This window comes from Candidatus Nitronauta litoralis, from assembly GCA_015698285.1.
Classification (GTDB): domain Bacteria; phylum Nitrospinota; class Nitrospinia; order Nitrospinales; family Nitrospinaceae; genus Nitronauta; species Nitronauta litoralis.
Genome location: CP048685.1, coordinates 3,626,082 through 3,646,504, shown reverse-complemented (window position 1 = coordinate 3,646,504; position 20,423 = coordinate 3,626,082). Strand labels below are relative to the sequence as shown.

Genomic DNA, 20,423 nt, shown 5'->3' with positions numbered 1-20,423 from the left:
ATGCCCGAATTTGAATTGTATAAAAAAAATCTTTCCCTCCTGAAAATCTGGGACCCTATACTGGCCCAAAGAGTCGATAGCTTTAATGAAGTTTCCAGTATTGAGGTCATTCCGGCCAAAACTCAAAACCGGGTTCCGGTTTCAAACTCAATAAGTTTGCATAGCCGGTACGATCCCGTGAAAGAGGCGACGACTTTCGCTGAAAATGTTGGTGATTTAAAAAACTCTGACTGCCTTGTGTTGGGTCTTGGTTTTGCTTATCACATTAAAGAGTTGTGTGAATTTCAGCCTCGAACATTGACGGTTATCGAACCTTCAATAGATATGTTTAAACAACTTCTTCAGGCAATTGACCTGTCGATATTTGGTTTGAAACTAAACTTTTATGTTAATGAGAGTCCCGCTTATGTGGCCGCGAGATTGCCAAAAAAGGAATGGTTGACTGTTGAACATCGTCCTTCTCTCAGGTTGCACCCACAATATTTTTCTCGATTAAAAAAGGGGATGGAGGGAGCCTCTTGTTTAGAGAGGAATTCGCTCAAGGTTCTTGTGATCCCTCCCATATACGGTGGTTCCCTTCCAACAGCCCGGTTTTGTTTTGAATCACTAAAGAATCTCGGACACCAGCCTTATTGGGTCAATTGCGAAAAGTACGCCGATGGGTTCTTTGATATGCAGAGTTGTACGGAAAAAAAAGAACACGAAGCTGTTCTCTCCCGAAAGTATCTGGAGTATCTCAGTGAAATGATAGTAGCCAAAGCTGCTGAAACCCGTCCGGATATTGTTTTAGCCCTGGCACAGGCTCCCCTTGACAGGGATACGATTCGGCGGCTGAAGGATCTTGGAGCTCCCATTGCTTTCTGGTTTGTAGAAGATTTCAGGACATTAAAATATTGGGAGGGAATAGCACCTGCTTATGATTCCTTTTTCACCATTCAGAGAGGAGAGTTTTTCTCGAAACTGGAATCTATAGAGTGTCCACCTTTTTATTATCTTCCTCAGGCTTGTCATCCCCCGATTCATTCACCTGTGAAATTGACTGCCAATGAAATGATCCAGTTTGGTTCTGATTTATCTTTTATGGGAGCGGCGTATTACAACCGTACGCAATTATTTTCACAGTTGCTGAACTATGATTTTAAAATCTGGGGCACTGGTTGGGATGGAGATTCTGTTTATGGCTCGTGTCTTCAAAAATCTGGGAAGAGGATTAGTAGTGAAGATACAGTTAAAATTTATAACGCTTCAAAAATAAACCTGAACCTTCATTCTTCGAGCTTTCATGAGAGTGTTAACCCAAATGGCGACTTTGTGAATCCACGTACCTTTGAAATTGGAGCGTGTGGGGGGTTTCAATTGGTGGACCAGAGAAGTGAACTTTGTTCATTATTTGATATTGGCGAGGAACTGATCACATTTGAAAATGGAAAAGAATTGAAGGAAAAAATTAATCACTATCTTGAGTTACCAGCTGAGAGAAGTCGAATTGCAAAGGCATCTCAGGACCGGGTGTTGAAGGACCATACCTTTTCCCATCGTATGAGGGAAATGCTGGTTCAAATATATATTGATCATGAAGAAAAAGTTACTCGAAACTTGAAGCGCAATTTATCCCAAAGGGAAATGTTATTGGAGCAGGTTGGTAGTGATACGGGCCTTTTTAAATTCCTTCAAAAATATGAGAGCAGTGTTGACCTTGACTTAAAGAGAATTTGTCAGGATATACAGGATGGAGAGGGTGAGCTTACGGATACTGAGCTTCTTCTCTTGATGGTTGATCAGGTTGTGAAAAAGTGAAAAACAAAGAACCAAAAAACATATTGATGCTCAACCTGACCCGCATGGGGGATTTGATTCAATCCACCCCATTGCTCAAGGGACTTCGAAAAAAATACCCCGATGCCAAAATTACGCTTTTGGTAGGAAGTGATTTTTATGAGTTTTCCAAAAGACTGCCCGCTGTTGATGATTGGATTGTTTTAAACCTGAAGCAATTTAAAGAAAAGTCCATGCAGGGTGGGGTGAGCTGGGTGGAACTTTATAGTTATTTTGAAAATATCCTCGATCAGGTTCGCGATAAAGATTTTGATCTGGTGTTTAATCTCAGCCATTCCAAATTGAGCGCGTTTATTATCTCTTATTTGAAAATTAAAGAAGTTCGTGGGTTTAAATGTAGCAGCGAGGGTGACCGGATGACTGATCATCCCTGGCTCCAGTATTTTTTTACAGAGCCATTTAACAGGCCTTTCAACACTTTTAATCTGGTAGATCTTTTTTTTAAAGCCGGAGACATCGACCTTAATGGAGAAACACTTGAGATTAAAAAATATCCAGAGGATTCCTTGCGTGCCGGAAAGATTCTTCAGGAAAACTCGGTTCGCAAAAATGAACTACTCATAGGGTTTCAGGCAGGGTCGAGTTTGGAAGGCCGACGTTGGCCAGCCTCCCATTTTGCAAAGCTCGGTGACAGACTTGTTCGGGATTTAAATGCCAGGATTTTGTTGTTCGGCGTTAAATCTGAATCGGGAATTGGAGAAAATATATTAGAGCAGATGGAAAGTCCCGAAAACGTATTAAATTTGATCGGAAAAACAGATATCTCGGAATTGGTGGGATTAGTGGATCGTTGTCACTATTTAGTTACAAATGATACCGGAACCATGCATATTGCAGCTGCCCTGGGAACCCCCATAGTGGGTTTGTTTTTTGCGCATGCGCATCCTCCCGAAACAGGGCCTTATTCCGAAGAACAGTTGTTGTTTCAGGCCGATATCCCTTGTGCCCCTTGCAGCTACGGTGTTGAATGTAACCAGGTCGTCTGTATAGAAAAACTGTCACCCGATTTAGTGGCAGAAATGATGGGTCAACACCACCTAAAAGGAGAATGGAGCCTGCCACCTGGTTTAGAGCCCTCAAAGGAAATCAAAATATTATTGACGGAAAGAGGTCCGGATTCCTGCCTCAGAATGAATAGATTAAATCCTGTTGAACTGACTCAAACGGAGCTGTTCTCCTGGATGTACAGAGGTCTATGGCTGAATACATTGGGTAAAAAGTCTCTGATGAAAAACAGTGAGCACAGTCAGGAATTGATCCGGTTTGTTCAATCTTCTTATGGAATTGATGTTGATTCGAACCTTTGGAATGAAGTTGATTTCACTTTGAATGAGTTAATTAAACTGGAAGGCAAAGGGAAGGCGGGTGTTCAAATTGCTCTGGAGATATTAAAGAATGTAGAGGGTTCAAGCGCAGACCTTGACCTCCTGGTAACCTTGGCAGATAAGATAACCAGGCTTGATGATGAAATAAATTTGATGGGTCTTACTCAGCCTGAAATAAAACCAATTACCGATATGTTTAATAAGCGAAAGGAAAATATTGATGGAAACAATTTGAAAGTGATGGCGCGGACTACACTTGATTGTTACAAAAACTTAATTTTGGAGTGTCAGTATATGATGTGGTTGGCAGGAGAATTTCAGAGGGGATTGAAAGATCAGGCGGCTTGCGAAGTTTCCGGTTTCAGGTCCATCAATATTGAAGTGCCGGGAAGATAATTAGCTATATCGGAATCACATTTATCTTCAAGAAGCTTTTGAAGGAACTCCAGGGAAGCACCTCCACCGGTAGATACGAAAAAATTTGAAGTGAAATTATTGAAAATGGAATAAGTGTCCTCGGAATTGAGTTTGATAGACAATTTTTCCCTGTTGATCTGATTGTTCAATTGATTCAATAGTTGTTTGCGAATCAGGTTTTCAAGTTCTTCGCAGTCCAATTGATTCAGGATGGCTGCAGAATCTCCCCCTCCTATCACCACACTTAATTTCTGGTCTGAAATTGCAGCAGCGAAAAGTATTTTTGCAAGTTGTTTAGACCCCTCTGCGTAATGGTCGCTTTGAGGATGGTCGTAGGCACCCAAGGGGCCATTCCAAAAAACATTTTCAATGGCACCTTCCTGCAAAATATTCAGATAGTAGTTTTCAATGGTTTCCGGGCCGAGGTCTAACTGGAAATCTTCATTAAAATCGGGTTCTTCCTTGATGGTGTATTCCGTTTCCATAAAATCTTTAGTGATTTTATAGTCATCCGGGTAGATCAGCATTACCTTGTTTTTTTTCGCTAAAAGAATGATTTCGCCAGCAAATTGAACTTCCCTGATTAGATCCTTTCGGTCGTCCTCACCTTTGGATTCCCACATTTTGGAAGGTAATTGCTCGATTGCCAGGTTTTCTAAATTATTTTTTTGGGTTTTCGCGAGTAAAAAGGCATTGACCATTCTGCCGCCTATAAAAATCAACTTGACCCTGGCCTGGACAAAAGTTTTTAATATCGCGATTTTATCGGAGATTTTGGTTCCCCCAGCTATCACAGCAGTTGTTTCCGGTTTGGCGAGGACCCGTTTTCCGAAAATACCCAGACGAGAAATTTCTTCCTTAAGAAGGGATCCGGCAACGGCAATTTTCCCCTGTTGCCGCATATATTGAGGAAGAAGTTTGATGCTTTTGGAAACTCTATGGCTACAACCAAACGCACAATTTATAAATACATCCGATGTTTGAGCAACATCCTGCATAAATTGTTCTCGAAAATTATCCGTATTTTCAGGGTCGAGGAGGTATCTTAAATTTGGTAAGAACTTGATGCCACCTACAGGGAGTTGATGCTTGTGGATAATCCCGAGTGAGTCGGTCATATGCGCATCCGTGACCTCAGGTGGAAATAAGGCGTAAGTGTCTTTGTATCTTTCTCGTAGGAGCGTGTCGAAATGGTTGCAGACGTATTGGATATTGAATATACCGTCCCAGCCTTGATGATCTTTCCTTTTATGGGGGCGACCTAGATGAGAGCCAATAATAATACGGCAGTCTCCCTGGGTCAGTTTGTGAATATGCCGAAAGGTGGTGTCAAGAAAGCGGCGGATTCGGGTGTCGTCCAAAACACGGTACCCTTTAGCAGAGGGCACCATGGGGACATTAAAATCAACCCTGATGAAAATGGTTTTTCCAATCAGGTTATCAGATTCAAGGGAATCCAGGCTGGGAATTTTGGTTAACTTGTCCATATAAACAAGATAACTAATAACTACTTATAAATCAATAGTTTAGTGTTTTTATGTCTTCATTTTCCCATTTTGAGCGGGGAAATGGGTTCCAACGGGCAAAATTAAAATAGCATGACTTCTTGTATTTTGAAATATATTAAGTTTTAGTCTATTATGCTTCCAACATCTCTTTCTCTTCTTTTCTCTTAAGGAGAAGCAAACTTGCCCCCTCGAAAAGCCACCCCAAAAATATCCTCAAAGAAAAAACTACTCATTAACGCAGATCATCCTGAAGAATGCCGAGCAGTCGTTTTAGATGACGGTAAACTTGACGAAATCATCATTGAGCATTCTGCCCGTGAACTTATCAAGGGAAATATCTATCTTGGAGTGATCACCCGGGTTGAACCTGCAATTGAAGCGGCCTTTGTAGACATTGGCGGTAAAAAGTTCGGCTTTTTACCGTTTAAAGATGTTTTGAAGGAATCTTATTTACAGACTCGGGAAAAGAAAGCAAAGGTCCGCATTCAGGATGTCCTGGTTCGTGGGCAAAAAATTCTGGTTCAGGCTGTAAAGGAAAGCCGGGATGCGAAAGGTCCTTCGTTAAATAATGGAATAACGATTCCCGGGCGGTTTCTTGTTCTCATGTATGGCAGCTTGTCTACAGGAGTTTCCCGGAAGATTGAAGATGAAGCCGAACGCCGTAAGCTGAAGGAGATCCTGGCAGATCTTGAACTTCCTGAAAATATGGGAGTTATAATCAGAACGGCCGGTGTTGGCAGGACCAAGACCGAATTGCAAAAAGATCTTCAGATGCTACTGAAAATATGGGAAAGCATTCAGGAAAAACTGAAAGAATCCAGTGCAAAGGCTCCACTGTTGCTTTACGAAGGACCGAATATGGTTGTGCGTACGGTGCGTGATCATTTCACCGCCGATACCTCTGAGATTCTGGTCGATAGCAAGGAATCCTATAAAGCTCTAAAAGAGTTCATGAAAATGGTGATGCCCCGGATGGGGAGCCGGATCAAGCTATATCAGGAAACCCAGCCTCTTTTTTCCGCATATGGAGTTGAAGACCAAATTGAAAATATTTATGAGCGGAAAGTGAATCTTCCCTCTGGTGGTTCAATTGTGTTCGATATGGGAGAAGCCATGGTGTGTGTGGATGTCAATTCCGGCAAGACCACCAGTGCCAGCGAGCTGGAAGAGACAGCCTCGAAAACCAACCTCGAAGCAGCGGATGAAATCGCTCGCCAACTACGACTGAGGGATCTTGGGGGACTGGTTGTAATCGACTTCATCGATATGTTCCAGAAGAAAAATAAATCCCTTGTCGAAAAGCAAATGAAACAGGCCTGTAAAAACGACAAGGCCCGGATCAATATTTCCAGAATTTCCCGTTTCGGGCTACTCGAAATGTCGAGGCAGAGAATGTCTCCGCCTCTGAAAGAGGGAGTATATGATACCTGTAGCACTTGTGGGGGCTCTGGGACGGTTAGAACGCCAAGTAATCTTGCACTACAGCTTATTCGGAAAATGCAGGAGGCACTCTCTGCTGATAATGTGAAAGTTCTGAGCGTTACCCTTTCCAACAGTGTTGCGACTTACCTGTTGAATAATAAAATGGACTATCTGGTTTCCATTCAGGAACGGCAAGGTTTTCGCCTCCAGTTCAATACGCAGGAAAACCTGGATCAAAAAGATTTTTCTTTCGAGGTCCTCGAGAGGAAAAAAGAAGAAAAGATTGAAGAGAAAGGTGAAGAAGCTCCAAAAGAAAAACCCAGTAAGGTCTCCCGGGGGCGCCGCGTATCTACTAAAGATGACAAGAGCGAAGACAAAAAGCCCCAGGAGGAAAAGTCACGGGGAAGCTCTCGGTCGAGGCGGTCCTCTACACGAGAAGAAAAACAGGAGGAAAATAGTCAGCAAGGGGAAAAACCTCGCCGAAACTTAAGGTCACGACGGCCATCGGGAAGAAGGGAAAAGCCGGAAGAAAAGCCTTCTCAGGTTAATGAAACTCCCCCAGCTGAAACTGGAGCTAAGGCAACAAGTGATCCGGAAAGTGTTGAGGAAAAACCCCAGCGCGGTAGACGCAGAGTGGCAGGTACTAGTCAAACCCGGCGGGCTCCAAGGAAAGCTTCCTCATCAACCAAAAGGGCGGGGTCGCCTCGTGGGAGGCGATGGCGTAGCCAGCGCGCTGACCGGGAAGGGGAGAACAAGACAGCTAGTGTTGGAGAAAACACAGGTCATTCCTCAGAGCCGGGTGAAAACACCCCCACTCCCGATATTGTTTCGCCTTCATTACCTTTAGCGGGCGACATAGAGGGTAATTTAAAAAGCCAGCCAGATGTGGATACGGGTTCTTATGGAACTTCGAATACGGAACCCCCTCCTGCAAATTTACCTCAGGAAAGGCAAAGTTCCCCGGGGCCAAGGAATGAAGACCCTCCCCAAATCAATGAAGAGTATCCATCCGGGTTTTGATATTGATTAAACTTTTATCCAAACATACGGTGCAAAAGGAAGTCGTTAGCTTTTATTAATAAGGGGCGGGAGTTTTAATCAGGTTCTATTTTTATTTGGATAATGCGCAACGAAACCCCGTGTCCCATGACCGCATTGTGGGAGGAACAGGATTTCTAAAAGACAGGGTCGCAAATACCTGTAAAAATCCGTGTTCCCTTTTATTGTAGGCTCCGCCTCGAACAACCCTCAATTTTTTCCCAAAGTTAGGATCTTTGTAGGTTGATCCGGGGTAGGGTTCGTAAACGCTTGCTGTCCACTCGGATACATTTCCGTTCAAATCAAATATTCCAAATACGCTTTTGTCTTCCGGAAAGCTTCCAACCCGTTTAACTGCTTTCCCAAAATTTGCTTTCTCTTTGTTAAATTCATTTCCCCAGACAAATACAAAACCTTCCGAACCACGTGCAGCTTTTTCCCATTCCAGTTCAGTGGGCAGGCGTTTGTTTAACCAGAAGCAATAAGCTTCAGCCTCGTACCAGGAAACTCCACGAATGGGGTGATCGACTCGGCCATCAGGATATTTTGCTTTAGGTTTAAAGCGAATAAAATCCCCATAGGTCACTTCGTATTTATCCAAATAAAAAGAGGGTAGATTCCCTGTTTGGCTTGGAGACGCATTTTGACTTGAGGTTGTATCTGACATAAATGAAGACAGGTTCGATGAGGGATCGGCGCCAAAAATGAATTGGCCGGCGGGAATCAAAACCATTCCCTCAGGTGGTTTTGAGCTTGATTCAGAAAATACAGGGATTGGAAATAAAGTGGGCAAAGCCACTAAAATCGCTATTAGAAGGTATTTCAATTGATAGAAACCTGAACTGCGGGGTCCGCTAAGTTTTTTGAAACATTGACGGGGTCGGGAAATTCGGTTTCCTCTGGAGGAACATAGACATATTCCACGGTCAGGCAAGCGGCTTCCTCACGTGTACACATACCCGTGGCGCACTCAGATTCATTATGATTGCAGTAGTAATTTAGAATCCGCATTTTCATGTGGCCCTTCTCAGCAGTACGAACTAAATAAACCGATTTTTTGGATTCGATATTATGGGTCCTTGTGCGGTAGTTGTACCAGCTGGAAATCGCTTCATTCCGGAGGCTGCCCCATTGCCGGGTATCCTCTACAAAGGGGCCGGGAGTTATTTTTTTTATCTCGTCTATTTTTACCGGCCCAAGGTCCATGACCCCGACTCCGCCAGCCTTATGAGTTTCACCACTGTTTGTGATCACTTTGGTCCGCTGAAATCCCAAGTCCCAATCTAAATCAGCCAGTTTATCCAGATTGTTTTCCAAGTCTTCCACTTTATGAGTTTTTCTGGAGGAGAAATCTACTAGGGTCCAGGCATCTCGTGACTTAGCATCTACTTTGATCAGAGGATTGTTGGTTGAGATTTTTTTCAATTTCTTGGGAGGAAGAGGCCGGTTTTCAAAATCGGCAATATTGTCACCCATATAATTCATGGCGACGTTGAAAAACAGGGAGGCCCCTAACAGGATGGCGACTATGGTCAGATTGCTGTTCATAATCCCATTGTAGCAAATGGACGCCTCCTGAAATGGAAAAAATACCCATTCAAGAGGGTTAAGGATAAATGAAAAAAGAGGTTATGGATATTGGGGCTTGGGCCAGGGGCCATGATGAAGTATACTAAATAAGTTATTTCTAATAGCACCCGCCCCAACGACATGCCTGATAAACGTCATTTCAAATTCGAAAAGGTCCAGATTGAGAATTTTCTGAAAAAGGAGTTTGAAAAATCCTTTAAGGGAGCCGGGCGAATCTCTATTCGTAAGCGGCAAAAGTTCATGAACCGGATCAATAAAAAGGTTGGAAAACAATTCGGTAAAGACGTTTTATGTCTGGTCGATTGGACGCGCCAGGGTTTCGTTACTCTTGTGTCTCCATCCCATCAGGAATCCACTGAAAAAGGAAAACTATACCACTCATTTGTGCACCCCCAGGTAGCTTACACAAGTCACTGCGTTGACCGCTTTAGTGAACGGACAGGTGCTGGGGATAACTGTATAATTCTTCTGGATGATTTTCTCGAAGAAGCGCTTCTGACTTTTGGTTTGCACGACGGATATCTGGTTTGCCGGTCAGGGGTATTCGCTTATGTGGTGGAGCAGGATCGTCTTATCATCAAAACCTTTATTAATTCAGAAATGTTGTCCGACGACCAGATCCGGGAGTTTTACGGCTGGGATGTTGTCGCCAACTTCAGTCCGGAATACATTGCCCAGGAAATGGACGATGCTGATTTCATGGTTCAGGATGAACCTCTACCTCAACCTTCCCAATCCGGGGACAGGTAACCGCCCCACCCGGAAAATAAATTAAGACCTACCTCTGTGCCGGATAACATGATCCAGCTTTACAACGTTTATAAAGCTTACCAGAGTAGCCATCCTGTGTTGGTTGATATATCCATGGTCATTCGGGAAGGGGCCTTTGTGTTTATTACAGGGCCCAGCGGCGCGGGAAAAAGTACTCTCCTGAAGTTATTGTTTCGCTGGGAAAAATTTGATCGAGGGCAGGTTCTGGTCAACCGCATGAATATCGGTAAGATTCCGGAAGACCGACTCTATCTTCTCAGGCGAAAAATTGGAGTGGTGTTCCAGGATTACAAGTTGCTCCCGAATAAAACTATTTTTGAAAACGTGGCCTTTGCGCTTGAGATTATGGGAGCAAACAGGAAAACGATCCGTTATCAAACCTGGGAGGCGCTGAAGAATGTCGGGCTCACCCATAAAAAAGATGCTTACCCTCTTCAACTCTCCGGAGGTGAGCAACAAAGAACAGCTATTGCCAGAGCCTTGGTCAATAGGCCAAAGATTTTACTGGCGGATGAACCGACCGGAAACCTCGACCCGGATATCGCCACCGAGATCCTGAAACTGTTTGAGGCTGCCAACAGGGCGGGGACGACCATTGTTCTGGCTACACACAGTCAGGACCTTTTAAGGCAGAGCGATCACCCTATAGTGACTTTGAACCAGGGAAGAATCCTGGAAACCCAATTTACCGGCTGACCATGTTTCGCAACGCCCTCCATTACGCCATAGCCAATATTCGTTCAAACAGGCAAGTGTGTCTGGCATCCATTGGTTCAATCGCGGTCGCCCTGTCATTTCCCGGTCTTTTCCTCTTTATTTTTGTCAATTTGAACTCCTTTCTTTCCAATTGGAACCGGGAAGTTCAGTTGATGGTGTACCTCAAAGATGACATTACTCAGCAACAGAAGGTGGATATTGAATCCCTGTTAAATCAGGGGCCCAATGTTCAGACGGTTACATTTATTTCCCGTGAAGATGCCTGGTCTGATTTTCAGAGTCTGTTTGCAGATAAATCAGGGCTTTTAGAAGAGCTTGAGTTTAATCCACTGCCGGCATCCTACCGGGTTCATTTTGAAGAAGGTCCCGATCGTGTGGACTCCATTCGTAAAGCTGCTGAAAGCGTCGTGACAGTTCCCGGTGTTGAATCGGTTGATTATGGTGAACAATGGATTGCAGGGTTTGAAACATTTTTGATTTTTTTAAAAATATTTTTAGTGGCCCTTGGAGGGATTCTTGCTATGGGAGTCCTGTTGATTATATCGAATACGATCAAATTGTCAGTTTATTCGCGCCGGGAGGAAATTGAACTGATGCTCCTGATCGGGGCCAACCCTCGATTCATTAAAACTCCTTTTTTTCTGGAAGGAATTTTTCACGGAACTCTGGGAGCCATCATTTCCATCGGGTTATTGAAACTTCTTCACCTTTACTTTCAGTTCAACTTTGAAGGAACACTGGCTTCAACTAATCTTGGGATCAAGCTTCAGTTTATAGGGTTTGTTTATACGGCATTAATAATTGTAGCCAGCATGGTGGTTGGTTGGTTGGGTAGCTCTCTATCTGTAAATCAATTCCTTAAGTCCTATCGAAAATGAAAAATTTATCTGAAAGTAAAATGGTTTTTGCGTTTGGGGTGTTGTTGTTCTGCCTTTTTCCTTCCACAGGCTATTCAGGAAAACAAAATACAGTAAAAGATATTAACAAGCTTTTGAAGGAAGAAAAAGTTCAGCTTGAGCAACTCAAAAAGAAAATTGCAAAAAGGGAGAAGCAGTTAAAGTCCATCGGTAAACAGGAAACTTCTGTATTAAAAACCCTGGGACAACTGGAGGATAGATTAAAGTTAAGGGAACGGGAACTTCGAATTTATCACTGGAATATCAAGATCAATAAAAAGCAGATGGGCAGCCTGGAGGCAAAAACAAGTAAATTGGAAGGGCAATTAAAACGACAACAGTATGTTCTCGGCTTGCGGCTCAGGGCTTTGTACAAGGAAGGGGGTATGGTTCCGGTGAAGATATTGTTTTCCGCTGGCGGCATGTCAGAGCTTTTGCAGCGCTTTAAGTATATGGATTCGGTGATGGCCTATGACACGACTGTTTTTCGAACTTACGAGTCGCGGCTCAAACAATTGCAGGCAGAAAGGCAAACTCTTTTAAAAGTGAAAGCCAATTTGTTGACCCTCGAGAAAGCGGCTCTTTCCAAAAAAGACGACCTCAAGAGGGAAAAAAAAGGAAAGTCTGATTTTCTGAAAAAAATCTCTGGTGAAAAAAAATACGCCCTGAGAGCCAGAAAAGAGCTGGTCGCTTCCAGTGGAGAATTGAATAAGCTGATTGCGCGTCTTCAGGAAAAGCTGGTGCTTGGAAAAGGCCTCAGCATAGTCGATAAAAAGGGAAAACTCCGATATCCCGTTCCAGGAAAAGTATTGAACAAATTTGGGAAACATCGGGACCGCAAATACGGTACATATATCGTCAACAATGGGATTGATTTAAAAGTTCCCGGTGGAACCCCGGTGAGAGCTGTTTTTGATGGGAAAGTGCTGTTTACTGGAAAACTTGAAGGATACGGCAATCTGGTAATTCTTGGACACGGTGAAAAATACCATTCGCTATATGGTCATCTTGAAAAAATCAACGTGAAGACCGGTGAAATTGTCGCCGAGGGAGGAATATTGGGGACATCTGGCGATACGGGATCATTGATAGGTCCGTCTCTCTATCTTGAATTACGGCATCAGGGCAAACCAATAGAACCTACCCGATGGTTCAAAGTGGCAAAACGTTAAGTTCCGGGTAGGAGGGTTATGGCAATTAGGTTATAATTTAAAGTCAGGGTTAGTCGCATAATAAAAATCATGAACCATTTTGGAGCAAAAAGTTGAAATTTCTCGACGTTTCCTCATCCAGTAAATCCGGGATTATTTCCCAAATTGCGAGAGTATTTCTCGCCTTTTGTTTAGTCCTCAGTCTCCAGACGCCGCTTTGGGCAAAATCGGATACGTCAGAGGAAAAACCACCGGTTAATACCTACGATAAACTGCGGGTATTTTCAGAAATTCTTTCCCTGCTTGAAGCCAATTACGTTGAAGATCTGGATAATAATGAATTGATCGATGGTGCGATTCGCGGACTTCTTAAAGTACTTGATCCCCATACCTCCTATTTGCCTCCGGATTCCTTTAAACAAATGCAGGTAGAAACATCGGGGAAATTTGGAGGACTCGGAATCGAAATTTCCATGCGAAGCGGTATCCTGACCGTGGTTTCTCCAATTGAAGACACTCCGGCAGACAAAGCCGGTATGCAGGCCAACGATAAAATCATTAAGATTGAAGAAGAATCCACTTTGGACATGACCCTTACGGAAGCTGTCAATTTACTTAGGGGAGAGCGTGGTACACCGGTCACTATTACAGTTTTGCGCGAAGGGGTAGACAAGCCTTTTGAGGTTTCCATTACCCGGGATGTTATCAAGGTAAAAAGCGTCAAATTTAAAAGCTACAATGACAACATTGGGTACGTCAGAATTCGTAGTTTCAGTAAAACCACAAGCCGTGACCTGGACAATGCCATTATGGAACTCGAAAAGGGAAATATGGAAAAATTGATCCTGGATCTGCGGAACAATCCGGGAGGACTTCTCAACCAGGCGGTAGAGGTTTCTGATCGTTTTTTACCCCAGGAAAACCTGATCGTTTATACGCAGGGAAAGACGGACGATCAGAACATGCGGTTTACGACGCAGAACAGAGGACACCATGTTGATTATCCAATGATTATTCTGGTGAATGGAGGCAGTGCCAGTGCTTCTGAAATCGTAGCAGGTGCCTTGCAGGACCTCAACCGCGCTGTCATTATCGGGACCCAGACATTCGGTAAAGGGTCTGTGCAAACCATCATTCCACTTAGCGATGGATCGGCCTTGCGTCTGACCACGGCCCGGTACTACACACCAAGTGGACGGGTAATCCAGTCCAATGGAATCACTCCGGACATCATTGTCGAGATGCCTTTGAAGAAACCTGGCGATGATGACAAAGAGGAACAAGAAAAGACAAAAGAGGAGAAGGAAAAGGAACGGGTTCGAAAGTTCCTGCGGGAGAAAGATTTGAAAAAGCATCTCATCGGTAAAAGCTCCGGTGGGGAAGTTGTGGAATCTGAAGAAGACGAGGATTTCGACGAGAAAGAGGCAAAGCGCCAGGCTGAGATAGTTGAAGAATTGGAAAAGGATCCGCAGCTTCGTGAAGCCATTGCTCTTCTTTCCGGTTGGTCTGTGATGAATAAAGTATTCAAGACAAGTGCTGTAGAAGAAGTAAAATAAACCTTATTTAATCTCCTCAAAAATTTCGACCGGAAGCGTTTTTCGCTCTCCGGTCTTCTTTTTTTATGCTGGTACTCGGAATTGAAACTTCCTGCGATGAAACTGCTGCAGCGGTCCTTCGTGATGGACATGAGTTGTTGTCCAATGTCATATTTTCCCAGGTTGATATTCATAGCAAATATGGGGGCATCGTCCCGGAGATAGCTGGGCGCTGCCATATAGAAAGTATTGACCTGGTTGTCCAACAGGCACTGCAAGAGGCAGGGGTGGATCTTGGGGAGATTGATTTAATCGGTGTCACTGAGGGGCCGGGGCTGGTTGTGTCGCTTATCGTTGGAATTAACGCGGCTAAAGCCCTGGGTTATGCTTCCAATATTCCGGTGCTCGGGATAAATCATCTGGAGGGGCATCTCCTGGCAATTTTTCTGCAAGAGCAGGTGGCTTTTCCATTCCTCGCTCTTATAGTGTCCGGAGGCCATACCGACCTTGTGCGTGCTGATGGAGTAGGGCAATACAAGGTGATTGGTCGAACGCGTGATGACGCCGCTGGAGAATCATTCGACAAAGTCGCCAAAATGTTAGGTCTGGGTTATCCCGGGGGCCCATTGATTGAAAAACTGGGCCGAGAAGGTGATCCATCCGCACATGCTTTTCCCCGAAGTATGCTCACCAATGGAAATTTTGATTTCAGTTTCAGTGGGATCAAATCTGCAGTTCGTCGCCATCTTGAAACAAATAACTTCCCCGGAAATCAGGAAATATCTCTTGCAGATATCGCCGCATCTTTTCAGGAAGCGGTCGTGGATGTTTTGATCAAAAAACTCCTGCGTGCTGCCCGGAATGAGGGGTTGGAGCGTCTGGTATTAACCGGTGGTGTCGCCGCAAACGGTTGCCTGCGGGATCGACTATTTTCCGAAGCAGAAAAAGAGGGTTTTTCGGCTTTTGTTCCCAAGCCGGTTTATTGTACAGACAATGCAGCGATGATTGCATCGGCTGCTTTTCTTCGACACGAAGCCCAGTTGCAGGGAACTCCCTTAATGGAACTGGATGGAAAATCCAGTCTGTCATTTTAGAAAGCTTCGATGCGTATTCTGGTTACAGGTGGCGGTGGTTTTCTTGGAAGTCACGTTGCCCTTAGGCTGAATGAACTGGGACATGATGTCACAGTATTTGGGCGACGGCCTTACCATCATCTTCCCGATGATATTCGTCAGGTGCAGGGTGATTTGAACCAGGCTGAAGAGGTCGCCTTTGCCTGTAAAGATCAAGAAGCAGTTTTTCATTCAGGCGCACTTACTGGAATATGGGGGCCGCGGGAAGTTTTCGAAAAAACCAACATTCTTGGAACCCAGAATATTATCGATTCCTGTTTCAACTCGGGAGTCAAGAAACTCATCTACACAAGCTCCCCCAGTGTGGTCTTTGGTGAGTCCGATCTTGAAAATGTTGATGAAAGCGTCCCCTATCCAAAGCAATATCTAACCTCTTACCCCCAAACAAAAGCGGAAGCCGAGCGTCGTGTAATAGCTGCAAATGGAAATTCCGGTTTGCTGACTGTAGCGCTGAGGCCTCATTTGATCTGGGGACCACAAGACCCTCATTTGGTGCCAAGGATTCTTGAACGTGCCGGTCAAAAAAAATTGATTAAGGTAGGGAATGGAAAAAACTTGGTGGATATTATATACATCGATAACGCAGTTGAAGGGCATTTGCTGGCATTGGAAGCTTTGCAACCCGGAGCAACCTGTGCAGGAAGGGTTTATTTTTTAAGTGATGATGAGCCTGTGGTTTTGTGGGATTGGATCTCGAGACTCATAAAGGAAATGGAGCTGCCACCAATTTCGCGGTCTATTTCATATGCTCTGGCGAAAAAACTGGGACATGGCATGGAGTTATGGTACACGCTGCTTGGAAAACAATCCGAACCGCGGATGACTCGGTTCGTTGCGGGGCAGCTTGCCAAGTCCCATTTTTTTAACATCACGGCCGCCAAAAGGGATTTGAACTATAGACCTGTCGTTTCACCGGAAGAGGGCTGGAAGAAAATGATCCGTTGGTTTAAGACTCACCCAGTAAATTGATTTTATGAGCAAGACAGGCGGCACCAAACCCGTTGTCAATATTCACAACACCGATGCCCGTTGAACAACTGTTTAACATAGTGAGTAATGGAGCGAGACCCTCAAAAGAAGCTCCGTAACCTACACTTGTGGGAACCCCGATAACTGGTTGTTCAACAAGCCCTCCCAGTACGCTGACCAGCGCACCTTCCATTCCAGCAACGGCGATTATTACCCGGCATTTTCTAAGAGTCTCCAGTTTGGCTAACAGCCGGTGAAGCCCCGCGACACCGACATCGAAAACGCGCTCCACTTCAGTGCCAAGGGTTTCCAGTGTGATCGCCGCTTCTTCAGCGATAGGAATATCTGAAGTCCCAGCAGTAACAACGGCGACCTTGCCCCGTGGTACCACCTTCTTTTTCTTCAGGACCAGAAGTCTCGCCTGCTTGTGAAATTGAGCTTTTGAGGGTAAAGAGCTTTTAAGTTTTTTATATACTTCTTCATCCAAACGGGTGGCCAGAACATTCTGTCCAGAGGCGCAGAGCTTTTTTAAAATCGTTTTAAGTTGTTGAACCGACTTTCCCTCGCAATAAACCACTTCTGGGATACCTGATCTTAGTTCCCGGTGATGATCCAACCTGGCAAAACTGATGTCTTCAAAAGGAAGGTTTTTTAAACTATCAAGTGCTTTATCGGGGGAAACTTTTCCTCTGGCAACCTGGTCGAGGAGGTTCTTTATTTCTTCAGGCTTCATCAAGGCCCCTTACACCCGAGAACTCGCTTCCAGTTTCTACTTTCATTAGATCAGCGAGGGCTCGCCCTGGTTCCTTGTCTTCGTACAAGACCCGGTAGGTTTGCTCTATGATGGAGGCCTGGATGCCGAATTTTTCTTTCAAGGTAAAGGCTGATTTAACCGTTTTGATGCCTTCCGCAACCATCTTCATATTTTCAATTATATCTTTGAGCTTGTCTCCCTGTCCCAGTTTGATTCCAACCATCCGGTTACGACTCAGATCACCGGTGCAGGTCAGGACTAGATCACCCAGTCCGGAAAGCCCATAAAAGGTTTCGGCCCTTGCACCCATTGCCGTTCCTATCCGGCTGATTTCCACGAGGCCCCGTGTAATGAGTCCAGCCCTGGTGTTGTTCCCCAATTCGAGGCCATCACAAATCCCAGCGGCTATTGCGATAACATTTTTCAGTGACCCACCAATCTCGACACCAAGAACATCTGTACTGGTGAACACACGTAGAGTGTCGGTTGAAAAGATTTGTTGGACTGTCTCTGCCGCTCCCGGGTTTTCTGAGGCTACCACAATAGTGGACAACACTTTATTGGCGACTTCTTTAGCAAAAGTAGGTCCTGACAGAGTTACAAGTGGAAATTTACTTACGAGCTCCCTTTGAATTACCTGGGATGCAGGAAGCAAGGTTTCTTCTTCCAATCCTTTACTTGCATTTACGATGATCGCGTTGGGGGCAAGATGTGGGCGAAGGCTTCTTGCAATAGATCCAAGAACATGAGACGGGGTCACCAGAACAATAATCTTTTTACTTTGAACAGCGTCCCTCAGGTCATTGACCGGATTGACAATGTCCGGGAGGCGGAACCCAGGCAGGAAAAGCCTGTTTTCCCCGGTAGTTTGCATGGATTGGGCCAGATCACTTTCCCAAACCCAAAGGTCGACCGGGAGGCCTTTGTTCCCAAGGTGTATTGCGAGGGCCGTTCCCCAACTCCCGCCACCGATGACTGCAACTTCTGGTGTCATTTATCAGTTTTGTTTCAATTAAGGGTTGTTAAAATCTGTACGCTAAGCTTTTTTGCCGATACTATAGTATCCTCTGGTCCAAATTAAAAGGGCAGGAAAGTCCTGATAAAAAGGGGCTTGTGTGGGGTGTTCCTTTGTGCTTAAATTGTCGTTCGTTTTGAAGGTCAGATATGTCTTTGGACGTTACGACATTATAGATTCATCCCTTTTCTTCAAGTATAATTTGTGTTTGCATAATTATACTTCCAACCTTAAAACCTGCAAAATCAATGGCCGCTGAACAAGAAGTATCGAGAAAGCAATTACTGAAAGAGGTTGATCCGGTTTATTCTGCCGGCAGTAAGATCATGGAGCGCCTGGTTGTCAACAAGGTTCCCCTTTTTATCCTTCTGGCCATTATCGTGTTTTCAGCAGCGGGATTGGGAATCTACCAAAAACAGCAGGCTAAAAAAATCCTTCAGGCGGAGGGGCTCGTGTTTGAAATGGAGCAGATCCGTGAAAACGCCAAGGATAAATCTGCTGATGCGGTCCTGAATGAATTAAAGACCAAGTTTGAGGAAATTTCAGAGGGTAAGCAAAAGAGAAGGGGGCAACTTTTGTTGGCCGACTCCTATTTCCAGTATGGAAAATTCGATGATGCAGAAAAAGTCTATTCGGAATTAAAGAATAATGCGACAGGGGATCTTTTGACAGTAGATCTCGCTCGAAGAGGGTTGGGGCATGTGTATGAAAGTAAAAAGGATTTTGACAAGGCCATCCAAGCCTACAAATCGATTATAGACAATCCAGGCCCCTTGCCGGTATTCTATGTATATCTAAGTCTTGCCAGGTCTCATGAACTCAAAGGAGATGTGGAAAATGCCAAGCTGGTACTTAGGGATATTGAAGCCAAATTTCCCGAGCATCCAGATATTGAAAGGGTCAGACTCCAAATCAAAAAACTGGAGGGAGGATCCTGAAAATCTAACAAAGGAAAAACCGGGTGATAAAGGTCTCGTCAGGTAAGGTTAAATTTCTTCCCGGTTTGATAGTCGCCCTTGTTCTTCTCGTTTTTCCGGCAATCGTTGCAGCAGTTCCCTTCATTAGCAAAGAAACTGAACTTGAGATGGGTCAGAACGCTGATCCTCAAGTGATCGCGCAGTTTGGCTTGTATCCCGACAAGGACCTTCAGCTCTATGTAAACCAGATAGGGCAGGATCTTGTATCTTCCCTTAGTAATCCAGAATTCGACGATTATTTTTTCAAAGTTGTCGATAGTCCCCAAATCAACGCTTTTGCTCTTCCAGGTGGTTACATTTATGTGACACGTGGAATTCTGGCTGTCATGAACAATGAAGCTGAATTGGCCGGGGTTCTGGGCCATGAGATTGGTCATGTGGTCAATCATCACGGGGCTGAGCAAATGGTCCGCAGTATCGGGGCGCAGATTCTTGCCATCGGGGGTGCCATCGCCAGCCCCAAAAATGCGGGTCCATGGCTGGCTGTCAGCACTCAACTATTCACGACCATTAATATGGGCTACGGCCGGGAAGCTGAACTGGAATCAGATGCCCATGGTCTGATGAACGCCTATGAAGCGGGATACGATCCCAAGAGCGCCATAAATTTTTTCCGAACCTTGCGGCAGCAGGAAATCATGTCCGGGCAGTCTTACCACAGTTTTCAGGCCACTCATCCGGATACCAAAATCCGAATCATCAAAGGGGATTCCCTGGCGGATACGATTAACAATCGTGGGAACAAGGTGACCAAAAAGAATCGGGATAATTTTCTTAGAAAAATTGACGGGTTGATTTACGGTGGAAAGCGCCATTCAAAGGATCGGCGTGAATACAAACCGGAATACATCGATATATATGAAGTTAAAGCTGGGGAAACTTTCAACAGCATTGCTGTGAAGGAACTCAATGAGCCCCAACAGGACCTGGATATTGCTATTTTAAATGGGATGCGATTAGAAGATAAATTAGAGCCCGGAACCCTGTTGAAACTGGTTAGAAAAGGTAAGCCAGAAAACCACAAGATCCTGGATTTGAAACCCGATCTGGCACGAAATAAAATGAAAAAAAAGCGCGAATTGAACTTCACCTTTTCTGATTAAAGCCCCCCTTTTTTAGTCCAGGGCTGATGAACGACTCCAATTCTATCTTTGTTCTCGAAAAAGCCTGCACGGTTCATCTGAAACCCGAGGGTGAAATCTGCAACCGCCTGCAAAAAGGACGACAGGTTCACCTGGTTCAGCGCAAAGGAAGCTGGGCGAAAATCACCTGGCGAAATGGAAAGAAAAAAGGCTGGGTCGATCTTGGATTGAAGGATAAGGCATAAAAAAACCCGGAAGGCGAACCTTCCGGGTTTTGAAAATTCCTG

At 44.6% G+C, this 20,423-nt stretch carries 18 protein-coding genes; 13 read left to right on the top strand and 5 right to left on the bottom strand.

The features are described 5' to 3' along the window. The gene (locus G3M70_16730) at positions 1-1,797 is read left to right on the top strand and encodes a glycosyltransferase (protein ID QPJ63428.1); all 1,797 of its coding nucleotides are present in this window, start codon (positions 1-3) and stop codon (positions 1,795-1,797) included. Beyond that, positions 1,794-3,557, top strand: coding sequence for a glycosyltransferase family 9 protein (locus G3M70_16725; protein QPJ63427.1), 1,764 nt, complete (start codon positions 1,794-1,796; stop codon positions 3,555-3,557). The genes G3M70_16730 and G3M70_16725 overlap by 4 nt, the downstream gene beginning before the upstream one ends. Here G3M70_16725 and G3M70_16720 read toward each other — a convergent pair. Then, on the bottom strand, positions 3,497-5,065 hold the full coding sequence (locus tag G3M70_16720) for a phosphoglycerate kinase (GenBank protein ID QPJ63426.1): 1,569 nt from the start codon (positions 5,063-5,065) through the stop codon (positions 3,497-3,499). The two genes, G3M70_16725 and G3M70_16720, sit on opposite strands and share 61 nt — an antisense overlap. A 228-nt stretch (positions 5,066-5,293) precedes the next feature. Between G3M70_16720 and G3M70_16715 the strand changes: the two genes are divergently transcribed. After that, complete coding sequence (locus G3M70_16715) at positions 5,294-7,528, top strand: Rne/Rng family ribonuclease (protein QPJ63859.1); 2,235 nt, start codon at positions 5,294-5,296, stop codon at positions 7,526-7,528. A gap of 91 nt (positions 7,529-7,619) precedes the next feature. Here the strand turns inward: G3M70_16715 and G3M70_16710 are convergent, their stop codons facing one another. Both G3M70_16710 and G3M70_16705 read right to left on the bottom strand, forming a co-directional pair. Continuing rightward, entirely contained in the window at positions 7,620-8,273 is a 654-nt protein-coding gene (locus G3M70_16710; GenBank protein QPJ63858.1) for a formylglycine-generating enzyme family protein, read from the bottom strand. A gap of 95 nt (positions 8,274-8,368) precedes the next feature. Then, complete coding sequence (locus G3M70_16705; GenBank protein ID QPJ63425.1) at positions 8,369-9,094, bottom strand: hypothetical protein; 726 nt, start codon at positions 9,092-9,094, stop codon at positions 8,369-8,371. A 162-nt stretch (positions 9,095-9,256) separates the two neighbouring features. Between G3M70_16705 and G3M70_16700 the strand changes: the two genes are divergently transcribed. From G3M70_16700 to G3M70_16670, 7 genes are all read left to right on the top strand, one after another. After that, entirely contained in the window at positions 9,257-9,886 is a 630-nt protein-coding gene (locus tag G3M70_16700) for a hypothetical protein (GenBank protein ID QPJ63424.1), read from the top strand. Positions 9,887-9,934: 48 nt separating this feature from the next. Further along, positions 9,935-10,603 carry a cell division ATP-binding protein FtsE gene (gene ftsE / locus G3M70_16695; protein QPJ63423.1) on the top strand — a complete coding sequence of 223 codons (669 nt, stop codon included), beginning with the start codon at positions 9,935-9,937 and terminating at the stop codon, positions 10,601-10,603. Between the two features lie 2 nt (positions 10,604-10,605). Beyond that, entirely contained in the window at positions 10,606-11,502 is an 897-nt protein-coding gene (locus G3M70_16690) for an ABC transporter permease (protein QPJ63422.1), read from the top strand. A 20-nt stretch (positions 11,503-11,522) separates the two neighbouring features. Next, positions 11,523-12,692 carry a peptidoglycan DD-metalloendopeptidase family protein gene (locus tag G3M70_16685; protein ID QPJ63421.1) on the top strand — a complete coding sequence of 390 codons (1,170 nt, stop codon included), beginning with the start codon at positions 11,523-11,525 and terminating at the stop codon, positions 12,690-12,692. Positions 12,693-12,823: 131 nt separating this feature from the next. Continuing rightward, a complete protein-coding gene (locus G3M70_16680; protein QPJ63857.1) occupies positions 12,824-14,227 on the top strand; it encodes a S41 family peptidase in 1,404 nt (467 codons plus the stop codon). 65 nt (positions 14,228-14,292) lie between these two features. Further along, positions 14,293-15,300: a tRNA (adenosine(37)-N6)-threonylcarbamoyltransferase complex transferase subunit TsaD gene (gene tsaD / locus G3M70_16675; GenBank protein ID QPJ63420.1), complete on the top strand. Its 1,008-nt coding sequence runs from the start codon at positions 14,293-14,295 to the stop codon at positions 15,298-15,300. 9 nt (positions 15,301-15,309) lie between these two features. Then, positions 15,310-16,308, top strand: coding sequence for an NAD-dependent epimerase/dehydratase family protein (locus G3M70_16670; protein ID QPJ63419.1), 999 nt, complete (start codon positions 15,310-15,312; stop codon positions 16,306-16,308). Here the strand turns inward: G3M70_16670 and larB are convergent. Both larB and G3M70_16660 read right to left on the bottom strand, forming a co-directional pair. After that, entirely contained in the window at positions 16,286-17,041 is a 756-nt protein-coding gene (larB, locus tag G3M70_16665) for a nickel pincer cofactor biosynthesis protein LarB (GenBank protein QPJ63418.1), read from the bottom strand. The two genes, G3M70_16670 and larB, sit on opposite strands and share 23 nt — an antisense overlap. Further along, a complete protein-coding gene (locus G3M70_16660; GenBank protein QPJ63417.1) occupies positions 17,031-18,056 on the bottom strand; it encodes an NAD(P)-dependent glycerol-3-phosphate dehydrogenase in 1,026 nt (341 codons plus the stop codon). The genes larB and G3M70_16660 overlap by 11 nt, the downstream gene beginning before the upstream one ends. A gap of 269 nt (positions 18,057-18,325) precedes the next feature. On the opposite strand from G3M70_16660, the gene G3M70_16655 reads away from it, so the two are divergent. The 3 genes from G3M70_16655 (at position 18,326) to G3M70_16645 (ending at position 20,381) form a co-directional block, all read left to right on the top strand. Continuing rightward, positions 18,326-19,015, top strand: a complete 690-nt coding sequence (locus G3M70_16655; protein QPJ63416.1) for a tetratricopeptide repeat protein — start codon at positions 18,326-18,328, stop codon at positions 19,013-19,015. A 146-nt stretch (positions 19,016-19,161) separates the two neighbouring features. Next, positions 19,162-20,157: a M48 family metalloprotease gene (locus G3M70_16650; GenBank protein QPJ63856.1), complete on the top strand. Its 996-nt coding sequence runs from the start codon at positions 19,162-19,164 to the stop codon at positions 20,155-20,157. A 26-nt stretch (positions 20,158-20,183) separates the two neighbouring features. Further along, a complete protein-coding gene (locus tag G3M70_16645) occupies positions 20,184-20,381 on the top strand; it encodes a hypothetical protein (protein ID QPJ63415.1) in 198 nt (65 codons plus the stop codon). The last annotated feature ends 42 nt before the right edge of the window (positions 20,382-20,423 follow it).

What these genes read in the sequence shown, in the direction of transcription:
- G3M70_16730 (QPJ63428.1), top strand. Translation starts at nt 1, where the DNA reads ATGCCCGAATTTGAATTGTATAAAAAAAATCTTTCCCTCCTGAAAATC.
- G3M70_16720 (QPJ63426.1), bottom strand. Translation starts at nt 5,065, where the DNA reads ATGGACAAGTTAACCAAAATTCCCAGCCTGGATTCCCTTGAATCTGAT.
- G3M70_16705 (QPJ63425.1), bottom strand. Translation starts at nt 9,094, where the DNA reads ATGAACAGCAATCTGACCATAGTCGCCATCCTGTTAGGGGCCTCCCTG.
- G3M70_16700 (QPJ63424.1), top strand. Translation starts at nt 9,257, where the DNA reads ATGCCTGATAAACGTCATTTCAAATTCGAAAAGGTCCAGATTGAGAAT.
- ftsE (QPJ63423.1), top strand. Translation starts at nt 9,935, where the DNA reads ATGATCCAGCTTTACAACGTTTATAAAGCTTACCAGAGTAGCCATCCT.
- G3M70_16690 (QPJ63422.1), top strand. Translation starts at nt 10,606, where the DNA reads ATGTTTCGCAACGCCCTCCATTACGCCATAGCCAATATTCGTTCAAAC.
- G3M70_16685 (QPJ63421.1), top strand. Translation starts at nt 11,523, where the DNA reads ATGGTTTTTGCGTTTGGGGTGTTGTTGTTCTGCCTTTTTCCTTCCACA.
- tsaD (QPJ63420.1), top strand. Translation starts at nt 14,293, where the DNA reads ATGCTGGTACTCGGAATTGAAACTTCCTGCGATGAAACTGCTGCAGCG.
- G3M70_16670 (QPJ63419.1), top strand. Translation starts at nt 15,310, where the DNA reads ATGCGTATTCTGGTTACAGGTGGCGGTGGTTTTCTTGGAAGTCACGTT.
- larB (QPJ63418.1), bottom strand. Translation starts at nt 17,041, where the DNA reads ATGAAGCCTGAAGAAATAAAGAACCTCCTCGACCAGGTTGCCAGAGGA.
- G3M70_16660 (QPJ63417.1), bottom strand. Translation starts at nt 18,056, where the DNA reads ATGACACCAGAAGTTGCAGTCATCGGTGGCGGGAGTTGGGGAACGGCC.
- G3M70_16655 (QPJ63416.1), top strand. Translation starts at nt 18,326, where the DNA reads ATGGCCGCTGAACAAGAAGTATCGAGAAAGCAATTACTGAAAGAGGTT.
- G3M70_16650 (QPJ63856.1), top strand. Translation starts at nt 19,162, where the DNA reads ATGGGTCAGAACGCTGATCCTCAAGTGATCGCGCAGTTTGGCTTGTAT.
- G3M70_16645 (QPJ63415.1), top strand. Translation starts at nt 20,184, where the DNA reads ATGAACGACTCCAATTCTATCTTTGTTCTCGAAAAAGCCTGCACGGTT.